The 16,097-nt window shown below is 47.3% G+C and carries 18 protein-coding genes; 4 read left to right on the top strand and 14 right to left on the bottom strand.

All coding sequences use genetic code 11. From position 1 onward, the window contains the following. The first annotated feature begins 115 nt into the window (after positions 1 to 115). Together AVZ68_RS07030 and ytrI are read left to right on the top strand one after the other, a co-directional pair. Positions 116 to 451 carry a YtrH family sporulation protein gene (locus AVZ68_RS07030; protein ID WP_059103812.1) on the top strand — a complete coding sequence of 112 codons (336 nt, stop codon included), beginning with the start codon at positions 116 to 118 and terminating at the stop codon, positions 449 to 451. Then, positions 451 to 960, top strand: a complete 510-nt coding sequence (gene ytrI / locus AVZ68_RS07025) for a sporulation membrane protein YtrI (protein WP_059103811.1) — start codon at positions 451 to 453, stop codon at positions 958 to 960. Before AVZ68_RS07030 ends, ytrI begins: the two co-directional genes overlap by 1 nt. 162 nt (positions 961 to 1,122) lie before the next feature. Here ytrI and AVZ68_RS07020 read toward each other — a convergent pair whose 3' ends face one another. Further along, positions 1,123 to 2,058 (bottom strand): DHH family phosphoesterase, encoded by a 936-nt coding sequence (locus tag AVZ68_RS07020; RefSeq protein ID WP_059103810.1) that lies wholly within the window; start codon positions 2,056 to 2,058, stop codon positions 1,123 to 1,125. A 90-nt stretch (positions 2,059 to 2,148) separates the two neighbouring features. Here AVZ68_RS07020 and AVZ68_RS07015 point away from each other — a divergent pair, with 90 nt between their 5' ends. Continuing rightward, positions 2,149 to 2,436: a YtpI family protein gene (locus AVZ68_RS07015; RefSeq protein ID WP_059103809.1), complete on the top strand. Its 288-nt coding sequence runs from the start codon at positions 2,149 to 2,151 to the stop codon at positions 2,434 to 2,436. A 109-nt stretch (positions 2,437 to 2,545) separates the two neighbouring features. Here AVZ68_RS07015 and AVZ68_RS07010 read toward each other — a convergent pair whose 3' ends face one another. From AVZ68_RS07010 to AVZ68_RS07000, 3 genes are all read right to left on the bottom strand, one after another. Then, entirely contained in the window at positions 2,546 to 3,859 is a 1,314-nt protein-coding gene (locus AVZ68_RS07010; RefSeq protein WP_059103808.1) for a DRTGG domain-containing protein, read from the bottom strand. Positions 3,860 to 3,924: 65 nt separating this feature from the next. Continuing rightward, positions 3,925 to 4,173, bottom strand: a complete 249-nt coding sequence (locus AVZ68_RS07005; RefSeq protein ID WP_059103807.1) for a hypothetical protein — start codon at positions 4,171 to 4,173, stop codon at positions 3,925 to 3,927. Between the two features lie 88 nt (positions 4,174 to 4,261). Further along, the gene (locus AVZ68_RS07000; protein ID WP_059103806.1) at positions 4,262 to 4,948 is read right to left on the bottom strand and encodes a metal-dependent hydrolase; all 687 of its coding nucleotides are present in this window, start codon (positions 4,946 to 4,948) and stop codon (positions 4,262 to 4,264) included. A gap of 259 nt (positions 4,949 to 5,207) precedes the next feature. Between AVZ68_RS07000 and AVZ68_RS06995 the strand changes: the two genes are divergently transcribed. Continuing rightward, complete coding sequence (locus tag AVZ68_RS06995) at positions 5,208 to 6,314, top strand: M24 family metallopeptidase (RefSeq protein ID WP_059103805.1); 1,107 nt, start codon at positions 5,208 to 5,210, stop codon at positions 6,312 to 6,314. 83 nt (positions 6,315 to 6,397) lie between these two features. Here the strand turns inward: AVZ68_RS06995 and AVZ68_RS06990 are convergent, their stop codons facing one another. The 10 genes from AVZ68_RS06990 to tpx all read right to left on the bottom strand — a co-directional run bounded on the left by AVZ68_RS06990 (position 6,398) and on the right by tpx (position 15,989). Then, positions 6,398 to 6,772 carry a hypothetical protein gene (locus AVZ68_RS06990; protein ID WP_059103804.1) on the bottom strand — a complete coding sequence of 125 codons (375 nt, stop codon included), beginning with the start codon at positions 6,770 to 6,772 and terminating at the stop codon, positions 6,398 to 6,400. 54 nt (positions 6,773 to 6,826) lie between these two features. Further along, complete coding sequence (locus AVZ68_RS06985) at positions 6,827 to 7,585, bottom strand: SDR family oxidoreductase (RefSeq protein ID WP_059103803.1); 759 nt, start codon at positions 7,583 to 7,585, stop codon at positions 6,827 to 6,829. Between the two features lie 187 nt (positions 7,586 to 7,772). Then, the gene (locus AVZ68_RS20860; RefSeq protein WP_281176594.1) at positions 7,773 to 7,895 is read right to left on the bottom strand and encodes a hypothetical protein; all 123 of its coding nucleotides are present in this window, start codon (positions 7,893 to 7,895) and stop codon (positions 7,773 to 7,775) included. A gap of 90 nt (positions 7,896 to 7,985) precedes the next feature. Continuing rightward, positions 7,986 to 9,368 carry an argininosuccinate lyase gene (gene argH / locus AVZ68_RS06980; protein ID WP_059103802.1) on the bottom strand — a complete coding sequence of 461 codons (1,383 nt, stop codon included), beginning with the start codon at positions 9,366 to 9,368 and terminating at the stop codon, positions 7,986 to 7,988. Next, positions 9,365 to 10,576 carry an argininosuccinate synthase gene (locus AVZ68_RS06975; RefSeq protein WP_059103801.1) on the bottom strand — a complete coding sequence of 404 codons (1,212 nt, stop codon included), beginning with the start codon at positions 10,574 to 10,576 and terminating at the stop codon, positions 9,365 to 9,367. Before AVZ68_RS06975 ends, argH begins: the two co-directional genes overlap by 4 nt. Positions 10,577 to 11,127: 551 nt before the next feature. After that, entirely contained in the window at positions 11,128 to 11,928 is an 801-nt protein-coding gene (locus AVZ68_RS06970; protein ID WP_059103800.1) for an EcsC family protein, read from the bottom strand. Next, the gene (locus AVZ68_RS06965; protein ID WP_059103799.1) at positions 11,921 to 12,844 is read right to left on the bottom strand and encodes a hypothetical protein; all 924 of its coding nucleotides are present in this window, start codon (positions 12,842 to 12,844) and stop codon (positions 11,921 to 11,923) included. The genes AVZ68_RS06970 and AVZ68_RS06965 overlap by 8 nt, the downstream gene beginning before the upstream one ends. 104 nt (positions 12,845 to 12,948) lie before the next feature. After that, positions 12,949 to 14,136 (bottom strand): acetate kinase, encoded by a 1,188-nt coding sequence (locus tag AVZ68_RS06960; protein WP_059103798.1) that lies wholly within the window; start codon positions 14,134 to 14,136, stop codon positions 12,949 to 12,951. A gap of 157 nt (positions 14,137 to 14,293) precedes the next feature. Then, positions 14,294 to 15,280: a class I SAM-dependent methyltransferase gene (locus AVZ68_RS06955; RefSeq protein ID WP_059103797.1), complete on the bottom strand. Its 987-nt coding sequence runs from the start codon at positions 15,278 to 15,280 to the stop codon at positions 14,294 to 14,296. Between the two features lie 211 nt (positions 15,281 to 15,491). Next, on the bottom strand, positions 15,492 to 15,989 hold the full coding sequence (gene tpx, locus AVZ68_RS06950; RefSeq protein ID WP_059103796.1) for a thiol peroxidase: 498 nt from the start codon (positions 15,987 to 15,989) through the stop codon (positions 15,492 to 15,494). Positions 15,990 to 16,097 lie beyond the last annotated feature (108 nt).

Genomic DNA, 16,097 nt, shown 5'->3' with positions numbered 1-16,097 from the left:
ATGAAACCTGCGAGGAAACAATCTTTCGAGACTCCATCCTTTCATAAAGCTTTTTATCATATTTCTAAAGGGTCGTCCCTATACATAGTAAGAGAGTATAAAAGAGGTGAGCGCTATGTTAACAAGAGAGATGCTTGCTATCCTTGTCATGAATTTCTTTGTTGCTTTTGGTGTGATGATCGGCGGAGCACTGATTGGGGGCATTGGGGCGTTTTTAGTCGGCAAACCGATTTTAGCAGAGATTCAAAGTCTGTCAGCAAGCTTGAAGATATGGGCGATTGTGGCTGCCATTGGTGGCTCTTTTGACGCGATTACGAGCATTGAAAGAGGGTTGTTTAGCGGCGTGCATGAAGACATTTACAAAACACTTATGATGCTTCTCGTCGCCTTTTGCGGCGCCCATGCCGGTACCGTACTCTTGCAATGGATCACCGGGGAATCCTCGTTTTAATGAAAATTCCACAGTATAAAAAACACTATGGGTGGCTGCGTTTTTTCGCCGGACTTGCTGTTGGAGCTTTTGTCGGCTGGACCTTTTTTTTGGGGGAGTACGGGCAAGCGCACGATCGATTGCTAACTGAAATTACCAAACAGCGCCTAACGATTGAAGATCAGCAAGACAGGATTGACAGACTCGTTAACGAACAGAACGCTGAAGATGCCGAGAACGAGAAAAAACTAACGATCCAAAAAATCGAAGTGATGTTCACGAACGCAGAAGAACTGAACCTTAGTCAGCTTAACGTCTATGAACTTCGACAACTTGCGCTAAAAGAGGTTGCAGATTTAGAGGGAGTTGATATTGACACGGCCGCTAATGTAGAAACCCTTCTAGACCGGGCTATTGAAAACAAACGATATGAGCTCGACGATAAATCCTTTCGCTTAAAAGTGGAAAAGGTCTATATGACAACCACGCTGAAATTAGAGCTGGAGATTACGGAGGAACCCCCTTCTTAATTCGAAAAGCGCAGGCGGGTCGCTCAAAAGCGAGAATTTCGGAAGGTCTGACATAAAAAAATTCTGAACTTGGATTTCGATGTCAGGATTGAAAAATCTCGAGCTTTTACCCGCCGGAGCCAGAAAAGCTCATGAGAAACTTCCACTCATGAGCCTCGGCTTTTATTCACTAGCAGCTTGTACAAGTTTTTGAACAACCGTTTTCGTTTCCTCCCATGAATAGGCCGTGGCTCCCGCTGCAACTGGGTGGCCACCGCCATCATGCTCTTTCGCTATCTCATTCACAACCACGCCTTTTGAGCGCAACCGCACGCGAATCTTATCACTCGCTTCTTCTTCCACAAAAAAGACCCACGCCTTTAAGCCTTCTACATCTGAAAAGCTATTGACAAGCAGAGAGGACTCATTGGCCGTGACCTCAAATTTTTTAAGCAATTCCTGGGGCAAGCGCATTACACCGATGGTTCCGTTCACCACCTCAAAGTTTGAGAGAACGTACCCTTCAAGCCTCACCATTTTTACGGAGCGTTTGTAAAGGTTGGAGTAGAAAACATGGTTGTCAAAATTGGTATCCAGCAAAAGCCCAGTACGTCGCATCGTTACTCCTGTTGTATTGCGAAAACGGAAGCGCCCCGTATCCCCGACAATTCCTCCGTACAAAAGAAGAGCTGCTTCCGGAGTCATGACAAAGTCACCCACTTCCTCGACAAGAGCGACCACGAGCTCGCTAGTTGAGCTCACCGTTGTATCGACACAGACGATGTCCCCGTAAGGCTCCTCATTTGGGTGATGGTCAAATTTGATGAGCATTTTTCCTAGGTGGAAACGCTGGTCACTAATCCGTCCTGTATTCGCTGTATCGCACACAATGACCAGCGCCTCTTCATAAACGGCATCGTCAATGAGGTCCATGCTCCCAAGAAACGATAGAGAGGGTTCTTCTTCCCCAACGGCAAACACGCGTTTCTCTGGGTACCGTGTTTTAATCAATGTCTTCAACCCGAGCTGAGAACCAAGAGCATCGGGGTCTGGTCGCACATGTCGGTGAATAATGATCGTATCAAATGTTTCTATTTGTTTAAGAATAGATGTAAACATTTCCCCCCTCCTTCTTTGATTACTAGTCAAACCGACTTGTTCACGCTACAATAAGAGAAACGTTTGCAGCAAGATCAAGGAGGTTTGGAAATGGGACGACTGCTTATTATTATCGCAGTGATCGCTGTTGTTTTTTACGTATATCATCGCGTCCGAGCCTGGCGCTTGCCGGATTCACTGGAGAAAAAGATTAACGATTCACGCGCACGGTTCGCGATCGGTATTTTTCTCCTTGCCTTTAGCGTCAACTTGCTTTTTGTCATGCAGGAAACGGCTGTACAAATCATTGTTGGGGTTGTTTTTCTCATTTTCGGCATAGCCAATGCCCACTTCGGATTTAAGTCACATAAGCACTATGTGGCTCAGTTACCGGAATAAACGCCCGTCCAATTGGACGGGTTTTTTCTGTCTAGATATGAACCAATCATGCCACAGGAGAACGGATCCTAAAAACCCATCGCTGCTAAGCTATCCGTCTCCCTTTCCTCTACTCTATTAGTTGGGCGGTTAATAGCCCTTTGCCGACGATGGCTCCTTCGTGGAAGAGTTCGACGTCAAATTTCCCGTGTTTTCGCCCGATTTCTAGGACGCAAGGAACAATGGTTAGGATACTGTCGATTTGAACAGGTTTGAGATAATACATCGTCGTATTCTCCACGACAAGGTCGCCACGCTTGTGTTTACGCATGACGCGCTTTGCTGCTTCAACCATCATTGTCGTGACCACCCCGTAGGAAACGGTCCCCACTTGATTCGTCATCTGTGGCGTAATTTCGCAAGTGTAGATTGCCTCTTCACCCACGGAGACACTCACTTCTTCAATCCGGCTTGTAACAATATCGTCAATCGTTTCCCCGACATGGGGCTGTCGCTGTGTGGTTTGCATCGCCTTCAAAACATCCTGCCTGCTTACCACCCCGATTAAGCGACGCTGATTGTCAGTTACCGGCAAAAGCTCAATCCCCTGCCAGACCATAACATGCGCACTAGAGGCAACTGACGTTCGTTCATTCACCGTAATTGGATTCGGCGTCATTACTTTTTCGATGGAATCATGCTTGGCTTTGTCAAGCACATCCTTGGCGGCGACCATCCCTTGTATTTTCATCTGTCCGTCCACCACGGGGTAGCGGCTATGGCCCGTTCTTGCGTTTAGTTCATGCCATTTCTCCACCGTGTTGCTTGTCATCATGTAATATGTATCTTGGAGGGGAATTAAAATATCATCGACAAGCACAATTTCTTTTTTGATTAACTGATCATAAATCGCACGATTGATCATCGCTGCCACGGTGAACGTATCGTAGGTCGTTGAAATAATTGGCAAATCCAGATCATCAGCTAAGCGAACGACCTCCGGGCTCGTATCAAATCCACCTGTGATTAAAACAGCGGCCCCTGCTTCTAAGGCAAGCTTATGACCTTGATAGCGGTTCCCAACAATAAGAAGATTGCCTGCAGTCACGTAGCGCATCATCGCTTCCATTTTCATGGCCCCGATCACAAACCGATTCAACGTCTTGTAAAGACCTTGTCGTCCTCCCAGAACTTGTCCGTCGACGATGTTCACCACTTCTGCATACGTGAGCTTTTCAATATTATCTTTTTTCTTTTTTTCGATTCGAATTGTGCCCACCCGCTCAATGGTCGACACAAGGCCTTGCGTCTCGGCTTCTTTAATAGCACGGTACGCCGTTCCTTCACTTACATTCAGTGCCTTTGCAATTTGCCGTACAGAGATCTTTTCACCTATTTGCAGCTGAGAAATATAATCGAGTATTTGCTCGTGCTTTGTTGTCACGCATCGCACCACACTTTCACGTAATCGCTATAGCTATTATACGACCGAAAGGTGTGGTCAGCAACTTATGCTCCGTATTGACTGCTTCTTTCCTTCTTTTCTTGCTGCGCTGCTTCTTGCATGCGAACACGATTTTGCTTTTTCGTCGCCTGGATCCAGCCGATTACATTTCCACTTAAGACGACCCCGGCGAACACGAGCCAGCTAATCGCAAAAACTTGACTAATGCCTTCTTCCTGTAGCGGTAACTGCTCATAGGCGTAGGCAATCATGATTCCGGTAAGCAACATACATATAATCGCTCGTTGTTTCATCCAATCCCACCCTTGTCCGTTTTTTACTAGCATACGCAGTGGGACGAAAAAAAGAACAGCTCTTGATGAAAGCAAGAGCTGTCCGAATTTATAAATTGATAACTTCCCCAGGCGCGAGTGCAATGCCTCTCCCACCTGGTAGCGAATTCGCAAACGCCTTAGGGTCCTGTTTGATCACTGGGAACGTATTGTAATGGATAGGCACCACCTTCTTAGCCTGAACCCATTCAGCGGCCGCTTGAGCATCTTCTGGCCCCATCGTAAAATTATCCCCGATCGGAAGAAAGGCAAGCTCGATATCATTGCGCTCCCCAATTAACTTCAAATCACTGAATAGCGCCGTATCCCCAGCATGATAAAACGTCTTTCCTTCTGCCGTGAATAAAATTCCAGCTGGCATGCCTGTATACACGATACGTTGATTGTCCTCCTCTGTATACGAAGAGCCATGAAAAGCCTGAGTTAACTTGACTGTGCCAAAATCAAACTCGTGCGCCCCTCCAATCGACATCGGGTGTACGTTCTCAACACCTCGGAATTCTAGATAAGTAGCCAGCTCAGCAATGGCCACAACCTGTGCTCCAGTGCGCTTCGCGATGTCTATCGTATCCCCAACATGATCGTTATGCCCATGCGTGAGAAGAATCACATCTACGTCTACTTCGTCTGCATTCAAGTCTGTCAACTCATTGCCTGTAATGAATGGGTCAATGATCATCTTCTTCCCGTTTGCTTCAACCTGCACAATTGAATGTCCGTGGTAGCTGACTTTCATTCCGTTCCTCTCCTTTGGTTAGAATTACTCTCCTTATTTTATAACCGATTTTCAAGCGATTAAACTTCCAAATTCCAATTCGATGAATCTGTGTCCCATTTCCTCTATACTATTAGAAAGGCGGAGGCGGGTTAATTAGGAGAGAGAATTTTGGAGACCCGATAAAAGAAATCCCGATTTTGGATTTCGGTATCAGGGCGAAAGATCTCGAGCTTCTACTCCGCCGCAGCTAGATCCAATAGATGAAGGAGGCCTTTTTATGAATGCAGAGAGATTGCATGTCTTTCAACAAAAAATCGCAAATGAAAACGGTACATTTGCCTTTGTACAAAGCAAAGAGAATCTATTCTATTTAACAGGCTTTCGCACCGATCCCCACGAGAGGCTTATTGGATTATTCGTTTTTCCAGAGGATGTTTTCCTCATCGCCCCTAAGATGGAGGAAGAACTGGTGAGAGCCGTTGGTTTTAATGAAAAAGTGGTCACATACAGTGATGCGGAGAATCCCTGGCAAAAGATTGCCCATGTTGTTAACAAGAAGACCTTGGTCGGCGACACCGTATTTCTCGAAGAAAGAACGGTCCCGTATGCACGAGTTCTCGAGCTGCAAAAGCTTCAGCCGTCTGCCCACATTAATGACTGTGAATCTATGCTGATGAACCAGCGTCTTCTTAAATCAGCGGATGAGCGTTCGAGTATGCGTCGTGCAGCCACACTAGCAGATGAAGGCGTTCGGGCTGGCGTCAACGCTCTCAAAAACGGCGTTACCGAATTAGAGGTGATTGCCAAAATCGAGTATGATTTGAGAAAGCAAGGCGTGCGCGAAATGTCTTTTAACACCCTTGTTCTATTCGGTGAGAATGCCGCAAGCCCACACGGTGTTCCCGGAGAACGAACACTTGCCCCAGGAGAGGCGGTTTTGTTCGACCTTGGTGTTGTCTTTGCTGGCTATTGCTCCGATATTACAAGAACCGTCTTTTATGGAGAACCGAGTACAAAGATGAGAACAATCTACGAAACTGTCCTAGGTGCCCAACGTGCAGCGCTCGCCATCTCAAAGCCGGGAACTGTGCTCGGACAGATCGATGCTGCTGCGCGAAGCGTGATTAAAGAGGCAGGATACGGAGACTATTTCCCTCACCGGGTTGGCCATGGCCTTGGTGTTGATGTCCATGAGTTTCCGTCGCTAAATGAAACCAATACAGATAGGCTACAAGCAGGAATGACGTACACGATTGAACCGGGGATCTATGTCCCGGCCCTTGGCGGCGTTCGTATTGAGGATGATGTGCTGGTTACAGAAGAGAGTCACGAATGCTTAACCCACTATCCGAAAGAACTAACCATCGTCCCCGCGTCTCCTTAAATCAGCAAAAAGGTCCTAGGAAGAGCGCAGTCTGCGCTTCCTAGAACCTTGCTTGTGCCTCTGAATTCGATTGAACGTCCCGACTACTCCTGCTCCCAGCTCCATACATGTAGTTTGCCTTCATCGTTTTTCCAACGAATTTCGAAGCGCTCTAAGTTCGGATACAGCGTCTCGAGTCGCTCCTTATACACGTCCTTTGTGACATGTTCACCGATTTGAAGCGTGTCGGTCATGCTCTCAACTTCTCGCTGCGCCCTCTTCCCCTTCATCACCCGGTCACCGTATTGGAATTCATAGTGGCGCGGGCTATCGTACTCCCATTCAAACTCTTCACCCTCTGAGACAACCGTCACACGGACCGACTGGGCTTCCATTAATTCAAAACCACCCGCTTGTGCGAACGTCGTCGGTACGCTTAGGCCCATGAAAATGAACAGCAAGGCAAACAATGGCTTCATTTTATCACCTCAATTTACTATTAAGGTGTACAAAAATTTACCACTTATACGCCTCTAACGATAGCGATGAATCACGTCTACTCCGCCAGTAACTTCTACGACTGTTCCAGTCACCATATCGGCATCTTCCTCACATAAAAATAAAACCGTACGTGCGATGTCTTCCCCGGTGCCAGAGCGACCAATAGGGGTTTCGTTGTCCTTTTTAGAGCGCGCCTCCTCAATCGTCGCTTCCTTCATGCCTCCCGTAATATTTCCTGGTGCGACCATGTTCGCTGTGATCCCATAAGAGGCTTCCTCGATCGAAACCGTCTTCATCAGGGAAACAAGCCCCACCTTCGCCGCTGCGTAAGCCGATCGATATACCCAGCCAGGTGCACTATCCGCCCCTTGAAATCCATAGGTAACAATGCGTCCATAACGCTGGTTTCGCATAATTGGAACGACGTTTTTAAGCAGATGGAAGGCAGAACTTAAATTTCCATCTAGCATATTTGTCCATTCCTCTTCCTCATAATCCACAAGTTTTTTCTTTTCTACCACATAAGGTCCAGCATTATGTATTAACAGATCAATGCGATGGGCAAAGGAATATGCTTCCTCCACGACTCGCTGAACGTCCTCTTTCTTCGTCACATCAGCCTGGACCACTTGTAATCGTTCACTCTGATCTCTCCAGGCGCGTTCCAATGCCTTTGCAGCTGCCTCGTCGCTAAAATAAGTAACGGTTACGCTGTAGCCATTTTGAAGAAGTGCGTGGGCCACTTGCAAACCCAACCCTTTTGTTCCAGCTGTCAGTAGCGCATGTCTCATCGTATCCCCCCGCTTAGTGTTCTTTTTCAAAGATACACTATGAAAGGCGTTTGCGCAAAACCTAATCGAAAAGCGCAGGCGGGTCGAGCAGAAACGAGGATTTGGAACACATAGAAATTCCGGTTTTGGATTTCAATTCAGGACTGAAAAATCCCGAGTTCCTTCCCGCTGCAGCTAACGAATCGTTCTACATTTTCTTTTGTTCTTGTCTCTCGTCAACCGTTCCTTGCTCGTAAGAATGGATGAGTTGTTCGTGTGTTTGCTGTTCCCCTTTCTCCATGTCTTCCGAATGTTCTTCCTTTCGTTTCATTGGTCTCCCTCCTTGTCTCATTTGCTGTTAGTATCTCCGAGAGGCTATGTGCTATACAAAAAAACGCCCCAAAGGACGTTTCTCAGCTAGCTATTTGTTTGTAGAAAGGATATGATTGGCTTTTTCAAGAGCGGATTGGACCTGATCGAACCCCGTTCCACCGGCACTGTTTCGACGAGCAACAACGGTGTGTGGCTGAAGGACTTCATAGATGTCCTCGGCAAAAAGCTCACTAGCCCCCTGATAATCCTCCATTTTTAAATCGAGCAAATAGACTCCTCTTTCAATCGCCGTTAAAACGAGCTTGCCAACCACCTCATGGGCTTCACGGAAAGGCATTCCTTTTGTCGCTAAATAATCCGCTAGTTCGGTCGCATTGGAGAAATCCTCGTGAACCGCTTTGGCCATCGTACCTTCGTTGACCGTCATCGTCTCAATCATTCCTGCAAAGATGCGCAACGAGCCTTTCACCGTCTTCACGGTGTCGAACATACCCTCTTTGTCTTCCTGCATGTCCTTATTATAGGCAAGGGGTAAACCTTTCAACGTCGTAAGTAGCGAGAACAAATTTCCGTACACACGTCCGGTTTTGCCACGAATAAGTTCGGCCATGTCTGGATTCTTTTTTTGCGGCATAATGCTTGAACCTGTAGCAAACGAATCATCCATTTCAATAAACTGAAACTCTTGCGACGACCAGAGAATCAGCTCTTCACAGAGACGGGAAAGGTGCATCATCAACATGGAGGCATTGCTTAGAAACTCGACAATAAAATCTCGATCACTCACCGCGTCAAGGCTATTTTCATAAATGCCGTCAAACCCAAGCAGCTCCGCGGAGTACGTACGGTCAATGGGAAACGTCGTCCCCGCAAGCGCGCCGGCTCCAAGGGGAGAGAGGTTACTACGCTTCCCTGCATCATGAAGGCGACCGTAGTCACGTTCAAGCATCCAGAAATACGCAAGCAAGTGATGCGCAAACGACACCGGTTGCGCCCGTTGCATGTGGGTGTACCCTGGGATAAGCGTCTCTACATGATCGGCTGCCTGCTTCGTAAGCGCCTCTTGTAGGGCGCGAACTGCGACCATAATTTCCCTCGCCTCGTTGCGCAAATACAAGTGCATATCCGTAGCAACCTGATCATTCCGACTTCTGCCAGTATGCAGTTTCCCTCCGACGGGGCCAATTTCATCGATCAGCTGTTTCTCGAGATTCAAGTGAATGTCCTCTTGGGCAACAGAGAATTCAAGCTCCCCGTTCTCTGCTTTTTGCTTTAGCACCTGTAACCCTTCTTTAATTTTCGTTGCTTCTTCGTCTGAAATGATGCCACATTTAGCGAGCATCGCCACATGAGCAAGGCTCCCCTCAATGTCCTCCTGGACGAGCTCTTGATCAAAGCCGATGGAGGCGCCGAATTCATCGACCCACTCCTCGGCTGATTTTGTAAAACGCCCTCCCCACAGCTTACTCACGATGTGACCTCCTTTTTCTCCTTTGTCACCATGCTGTGAACTTTCGTTGGCAGCCCCCATAGGGAGATAAAGCCAACCGCTGCGTTATGATCAAATTCATCATCTGGTGTATACGTCGCCAGCTTCTCATTATAAAGGGAGTACGGTGATTTACGTCCTTCAACGATGGAATGCCCTTTAAATAGTTTCACACGTACAGCACCTGTCACATGCTTCTGCGTCTCTTTCAGAAAAGCAAGCAGTGCAGGCTGCAAGGAAGAGAACCATAGACCTTCGTAAATCACTTCGGTTAGTTTTTTCTCAATCACGGGTTTAAAATGGGCCACTTCTTTTGGGAGTGTTAAATCTTCGAGCTCCTTGTGTGCTTTAATCAGCGTCATTGCGCCCGGACATTCATACACTTCACGTGACTTAATGCCTACAAGACGGTTCTCGACATGGTCAATGCGCCCGACGCCGTGCTTTCCGGCAATCTCATTCAAAGTTAGAATCAATTCATCAAGCGGATAACTTTGCCCATTGAGTGTAACTGGCACACCTTGTTCGAACGTAATCTCTAGAATATCGGCCTCATCCGGCGTTTTCTCAAGTGGTGCCGTTAATTCGTACGCTCCTTCTGGGGGCGTGGCCCACGGGTCTTCTAAGATGCCACACTCGTTGCTTCTTCCCCACAAATTCTGATCGACGGAATACGGGTTATCGAGGTCAATTGGAATCGGAATGTTATGCGTCTTGGCGTACTCAATTTCTTCGTCTCTGGACCAGGCCCATTCACGAACAGGCGCGAGAACTTTTAAATCAGGGTTTAGCGATTGAATTGACACTTCAAAACGAACCTGGTCATTCCCTTTCCCCGTACAGCCGTGAGCTACAGCTGTCGCCCCCGTTTGTTCAGCGATTTCCACAAGCTTCTTGGAAATCAGCGGACGAGAAAGAGCCGAGACAAGCGGATACTTTTGCTCATACAGTGCGTGAGACTGAAGCGCGGGTAGAACAAAATCCTCAGCAAACTCTTTCTTTGCGTCAATGGAATAGGACTGAGTCGCGCCTACTTGAAGCGCCTTTTGCTTCACAAATTCTAAATCCTTGCCTTCCCCTACATCAAGCCCCACAGCTACAACATCATAGCCTTTATCGGTTAGCCACTTTACTGCAACGGAAGTGTCAAGACCTCCGGAATATGCGAGAACTACTTTTTCTTTAGCCATGTTTATTTCCCTCCGATGTGAATATTAATGCCTTCATTATTATCATTATGCATTAGTGTGCAAAAAGGGAACGGGCAACATTTATCGCCTCATTTTTGCATAAAAACTAATATAACCTTATTAATATACATAACTTTAACAGCGATTAGAGGGTTTGGCAAGAGGTTTGAAGGAATTCTTTTAACCTTGTCCTTCCCCCAAAAGCGTAGGCGGGTCGCTCAGAAGTTATAATTTTTAATTTGTGAAAAATCTATATTTTGTAATTAGTTGTCAGGGCAAAAAATCTCGAACTTCTTCCCACCGGAGCTAGACAACCGGAATAGCACGGGCACTCGAACGGAACGAGACAAAAAAGCGACTTGCATATTCAAACACTTGCGCAAGCCGCTTTAAAAAATCCCCTACCTATGCCGTTTGACCTCTTCTGTTCTTTTTTTTCTCCTGCGAACAATTTTCATGATGACCGGGTAGAGCAACGGGCCCCATCGAAGTAGCTGTCGAATTAGTCTTCCCATAGATTTCGTCCTCCTAGTATTAGTCTCCCTTATGTATTACCCTTTTTGAGTCCAAGCATTCCTGATCCAGCGTTTCTGGTAAAAACATCTCGCGCATTGTGTGACTTGCTTCGCTCTTCTGTAATTACAAACGCCGCCTACACTTGCTGCAACAAACACTCCTCCCGCTTTCGGACGCTTACTAATGGAAGACATCATCCTCACTTTTAAAAGTTCCAAGAGCAAAGGGATGAGAATATCAGTGGTTAGAATTTCCTCCCGCGTGCTATAGAGGGGCTGCCCTTCCTCATGTGCTTCAATTTCAGCGAATAAACGTCGCCATTCATTTCCCTTGAGGACAGCAGGCAAGTTCGCAAGGTAGAGAATTCTCACCGCATAAACAGTTTCCAATGGGTTTTCCAACGTAAAGCCGTACGCCTGGGCAAGCGAAGCGACCGTTCGAGCGTGAAGCCACAACTGGGCCGGCATGTCCACGGCAAGAGCGGCTCCACCATGTCCACTTAGACCCCCTTGAACGAGTGAGGCCAGTCGCTGCTTTGCCAGCTGCTTATCAATATAGGCTTCGTGCTTTGCAATCTCTTGATCTGTCGCCTTAGGACCGAGGCATCGGTGAGAAAAGTGATCGGAGAACGCATCAAACTCAAGCATGGCATTTTGCAGCTGTACCATAAGGGCGTCCGCGTGGCTTAACCACGCCTCGCTCTTTTCATTGGCTAGCCGTTTATAGATGGATTCCACCCTTTGAAAGAACGCTCCCTCAACATCTGAAGGACTGTCCTGCATGAGCGTAGCTTCAAAATGTTCAACACCCTCCACTAGTTTTGCAAACTCACTCATCTCGCTTCCCCTCCTCCCAATTGGTAGTGCCCCGAATATTCATGCGCCGCTTAAACAAGTCAACGTAGGCCCACCCCCCACTTCCTTGTTCTCTAGCCATTTGAAAAGCCCTCAAATCTGTATTCATTCGCTTCATATGGTAATAAAACAGCGCTTCCGCAGACTTTGCTTGAACAGTGCTTCTGATACCGTTCCCTTCTTCGCCATACTGGGAGAGGATGATATGTTTAATAGTGACTAGTTCAGGGTGATCCATCGATATCCCTGTTTGCATGGCAGCATCATTGATCATCTCAACGCTAAGAACAAGCTGGCCAATGAGTTCTCCCGCATCCGTATATTCGGGGGCGATCGCTTCTGTGAGTGCTTTTATTTTGCCTATGTCTCCAAGCAAGCAGGCGGCCAGCACCTTGTCCTTATCCACGTCAGGATACATCGGAAGGAGGTGCCACGAAGAAAGCGCCAGCTCTACCATCTGCTCTAGCAATCCGGCATAGTAAGAATGGTGTAAACTTTTAGCCGCAGGGTAGGTCGTTAATCGCTCTCGGTTTAGGCGTTCGCTATAGAGATGGCGAATCACCGTCTGTAGAGGGTTAGAATGAATCTCATCCATTAGCATTCGCAACTCATGCCACAAATCCTCCCGCGACAAGCCTTTTTTTGAGATCAGTTCCGTGCGACTGATGCCGTCTTCCTCGGTGGCGAGGCGAATGCGCTGAATCGTTAGTTCTTGCTTTTGCCGATAAGTACGCGGGATGGCTTCCACTTTAACCATTGCTTTTTTTACAAGCGTTTCCTGCTGCTCCTCCGTAATGTCCCATAGTCTCGCCGGCATCTGCTTTAGCTGTTTTTGTAACGTAAAGTTCGCATACAGAGAGCCATTCGCTGCTTGCTTAATTTCGCGTTCTCGAATCATAAAAAAATCCCTTATGGTCGTCACACTCCCACCCCCGCCTTTATCTTAACAAAAAGAAAGACTAAAAAGCACGCCCGCATCAAGTGCGGCGTGCTCCTCATTCGTTAATTGGCAATACGTACCGTGTCTCTGGCAATCATCACTTCTTCATTTGTTGGGACAACCATGACTTTAACAGGGGAATGGCTGGAGTTAATGAATGCTTCCTTGCCACGTGTCTGGTTTAACGATGAATCGGTGTAGACGCCCATAAACTCAAGTCCCTTTAAGACTCGTTCACGAATGCTAATGCTATTCTCACCAATCCCGGCTGTAAACACAATCGCGTCAATACCGCCCATTCGTGCAGCATAGGACCCAATGTATTTATGGATACGAGAAGTGAAGACATCAAGCGCGACTTGTGAGCGCTCGTTGCCCTCATTGGCAGTAGCTTCGATGTCGCGCAAATCACTCGAGAATCCAGTGATACCAAGGAGACCGCTTCGCTTATTCAGCATGCTCACGACTTCATCCACATCCTGCCCCGTCTTCTCCATAATAAATGGAATCAGCGCGGGATCAATATTCCCCGAACGCGTGCCCATCGTTACTCCGGCAAGAGGGGTAAAGCCCATTGATGTGTCAATCGACTCCCCCCCTTTGATGGCCGCGATGCTCGCTCCATTCCCAAGGTGACAGGAGAGGATGCGCAGATCTTCAAGCGGTCGATCAAGCATTTCTGCCGCCCGCTGCGAAACGTACTTGTGTGAAGTACCGTGGAAGCCGTATTTACGAATTCCATACTCCTTATAGTAGTCGTAGGGAAGACTGTAAAGGTAAGCACTTTCCGGCATTGTTTGATGAAAAGCTGTATCAAATACTGCTACAGACGGAACATTTGGCAATATTTCTTTGAATGCGCGGATGCCCGTAATATTCGCCGGATTATGAAGCGGCGCAAGCTCGGACACCTGTTCAATCCCTGCAAGAACTTCATCGGTAATGAGAACCGAGTCATTAAATTTCTCTCCACCGTGAACCACACGATGCCCCACCCCTTCGATTTCCTCGTAGGAAGAAATGATGGATAGTCCTGTTAACTTCTCAAGCAATGTTTTTACTGCTGCGGCATGGTCAGGAATGTCCTCTGTAACCTTGAGCTCTTCTCCGTTTACCTCTATGGAGAAAACACCTTCCTCCAACCCGATTCGCTCAACAAGGCCCTTAGTAATGACCGTCTCCTCCGGCATCGCAAGCAGCTGGAACTTGAGGGACGAGCTGCCGGCATTTATTGCTATAATTTTAGCCATGGTTTTCTTCGCACTCCTTCTGTCTATAGGAACCAATGTACAAGGTAACTCTCCTTTTCCATTTAAGCACTGCAAGAGGTGGATTTCAAGTTAATCACGAACGTCTAAAAAAGAAATAAAAGTCAAAAAAGGAATGAAAACGCTAAACTCATTCGACCTAGCGTCCGAGTTGTTCCGCAAACCAGTTGTTGATTCGCTTCATCATGTCCGCCGTCGCTTCTTTACTCGTAAATGAAGGCAGCTCAGCAAGCAATGCCTGACTCGGAACACGAATTCCTGGTGCTTTCTTTTGCAAAAGAAGAATGCACTTCTGGTGCTGCTTCGCCGTGAACATCGAGTTCGGCAGCTGAAGCAACCCGAGGATAGTCGCTTCCTTTTTAAGGTAGTTATTTAACGCAAGAGTCTGAGTGCTTTCAAACAGAAAGTTTGGGATCAGCAAGAGCGCAAATCCACCCGCCTTAAGCGTCCGTAGACTTTGCTCAATCATCAGATGGTGGATATAGGCATGTCCATCGTCTACGTTCAATTCGTAGCTTGCTGCTACTTCATCCTTTGGGTAATAACCTACAGGCAAATCGGTCGCCACAAGGTCGGCCTCCGGCACTTTGACCGTAAGGCTGTCCTGGTGAAAGAGAGCGAGCTCTAGCTTCTGTAGGTTCGCGCTGGCAAAGGTAGTGGCAAGGAGCGTCTCATCCACTTCAAAACCACTTGCTTGTACGGGATGTGTAGAATGGTTATGGAGCGCGGTGAGTAAATTTCCGGAACCAACGGCTAAATCAACCAAGCGATAGCCTTCTTTTTCGTCGCTTGTAAGTTTATTCGCTAAATAGCTCATGTAGAGGCAGACGGCATCCGGAGTCATGGAATGGTTCGGTTGGACCGCACCCTTCATTCCTTTTAAGACAGCGAGTTGAAAAGCCTTTCGCACATCCTCGGCTTCACAATCTTTGGTTTTCACTTGTCCCAAGATCTCCTCAAGACTGTGTTGCTCCTCCCGACCCGCCTCTTGAAGAACACGACCTTCAAAAAGATTCTCCCCCATTTTCGCCACAGCTTCTAAATAAGTCATGTTTAATGCTTTCTCCAGCTGCAGTGCTCCTGTATCTAAACATTCATAGAGCACGCTTACTTGTTTATCTGTCATTGGTTCTCACCAGCTTTCCTAACGATAATTGCTCACGTATTGTACCGAAAAGCGCAGGCGGGTTGACCAGAAGCAAGGATTTTGGAAGGCCTGACACTAGAAATCCCGTTTTCGGATTTCGTTGGCAGGACTGAAAAATCCCGAGCTTCTACCCGCCGGAGCTAGACAAGTCCACCATCACTTGAGAATGGTGGACTCTTGTAAAGGGCTCTTATGCCTTCCTAGCGGCTTCTAATGCTGCCTCGTAGTCTGGATGATTAGTGACTTCACTCACGTACTCGGCGTGGACAATCTTATTCTTGGCATCCACCACGAATACAGAACGGGCCAAAAGACGCAATTCCTTGATCGCTACACCGTACGCTTCGCCAAATGAAAGGTCACGGTGATCCGAAAGGGTTTGAACATTTTCAATGCCCACAGCTCCGCACCAGCGTTTTTGAGCAAAAGGCAAGTCAACGCTAATCGTGAGCACCTTGGCATCACCAAGGGTTGCGGCTTCCTCATTAAATTTACGCGTTTGCTGATCACACACGCCTGTGTCAATTGACGGAACGACGCTGATCAGGCGGACACGTCCTTTCGAATCAGCAAGCGAGACTTCACTGAGATCATTGGCAAGAACGGTAAAGTCAGGAGCGGTGTCACCAACTTGAACGGGTGTTCCAATAAGGGTTACAGGGTTTTGTTTAAACGTGATTTGAGACAACGTTTTTCCTCCTTAGTTATGTAAAAATCAGATAATGTTCATTTTACAAAAAGGAGCTGCCTCTGATCAACAAAACTGCTCACGGCTTCGTCTTCTGTGCTTCCCTGC

Source organism: Shouchella shacheensis (assembly GCF_001484965.1).
Lineage (GTDB): Bacteria > Bacillota > Bacilli > Bacillales > Bacillaceae_D > Shouchella > Shouchella shacheensis.
This window is presented reverse-complemented; position numbering and strand designations above follow the sequence as displayed.

What these genes read in the sequence shown, in the direction of transcription:
- AVZ68_RS07015 (WP_059103809.1), top strand. Translation starts at nt 2,149, where the DNA reads ATGGGACGACTGCTTATTATTATCGCAGTGATCGCTGTTGTTTTTTAC.
- AVZ68_RS06975 (WP_059103801.1), bottom strand. Translation starts at nt 10,576, where the DNA reads ATGGCTAAAGAAAAAGTAGTTCTCGCATATTCCGGAGGTCTTGACACT.
- AVZ68_RS07000 (WP_059103806.1), bottom strand. Translation starts at nt 4,948, where the DNA reads ATGAAAGTCAGCTACCACGGACATTCAATTGTGCAGGTTGAAGCAAAC.
- AVZ68_RS07005 (WP_059103807.1), bottom strand. Translation starts at nt 4,173, where the DNA reads ATGAAACAACGAGCGATTATATGTATGTTGCTTACCGGAATCATGATT.
- AVZ68_RS06960 (WP_059103798.1), bottom strand. Translation starts at nt 14,136, where the DNA reads ATGGCTAAAATTATAGCAATAAATGCCGGCAGCTCGTCCCTCAAGTTC.
- AVZ68_RS06990 (WP_059103804.1), bottom strand. Translation starts at nt 6,772, where the DNA reads ATGAAGCCATTGTTTGCCTTGCTGTTCATTTTCATGGGCCTAAGCGTA.
- AVZ68_RS06955 (WP_059103797.1), bottom strand. Translation starts at nt 15,280, where the DNA reads ATGACAGATAAACAAGTAAGCGTGCTCTATGAATGTTTAGATACAGGA.
- AVZ68_RS06985 (WP_059103803.1), bottom strand. Translation starts at nt 7,585, where the DNA reads ATGAGACATGCGCTACTGACAGCTGGAACAAAAGGGTTGGGTTTGCAA.
- ytrI (WP_059103811.1), top strand. Translation starts at nt 451, where the DNA reads ATGAAAATTCCACAGTATAAAAAACACTATGGGTGGCTGCGTTTTTTC.
- AVZ68_RS06970 (WP_059103800.1), bottom strand. Translation starts at nt 11,928, where the DNA reads ATGAGTGAGTTTGCAAAACTAGTGGAGGGTGTTGAACATTTTGAAGCT.
- AVZ68_RS20860 (WP_281176594.1), bottom strand. Translation starts at nt 7,895, where the DNA reads ATGAAACGAAAGGAAGAACATTCGGAAGACATGGAGAAAGGGGAACAG.
- AVZ68_RS06995 (WP_059103805.1), top strand. Translation starts at nt 5,208, where the DNA reads ATGAATGCAGAGAGATTGCATGTCTTTCAACAAAAAATCGCAAATGAA.
- AVZ68_RS07020 (WP_059103810.1), bottom strand. Translation starts at nt 2,058, where the DNA reads ATGTTTACATCTATTCTTAAACAAATAGAAACATTTGATACGATCATT.
- AVZ68_RS06965 (WP_059103799.1), bottom strand. Translation starts at nt 12,844, where the DNA reads ATGATTCGAGAACGCGAAATTAAGCAAGCAGCGAATGGCTCTCTGTAT.
- AVZ68_RS07030 (WP_059103812.1), top strand. Translation starts at nt 116, where the DNA reads ATGTTAACAAGAGAGATGCTTGCTATCCTTGTCATGAATTTCTTTGTT.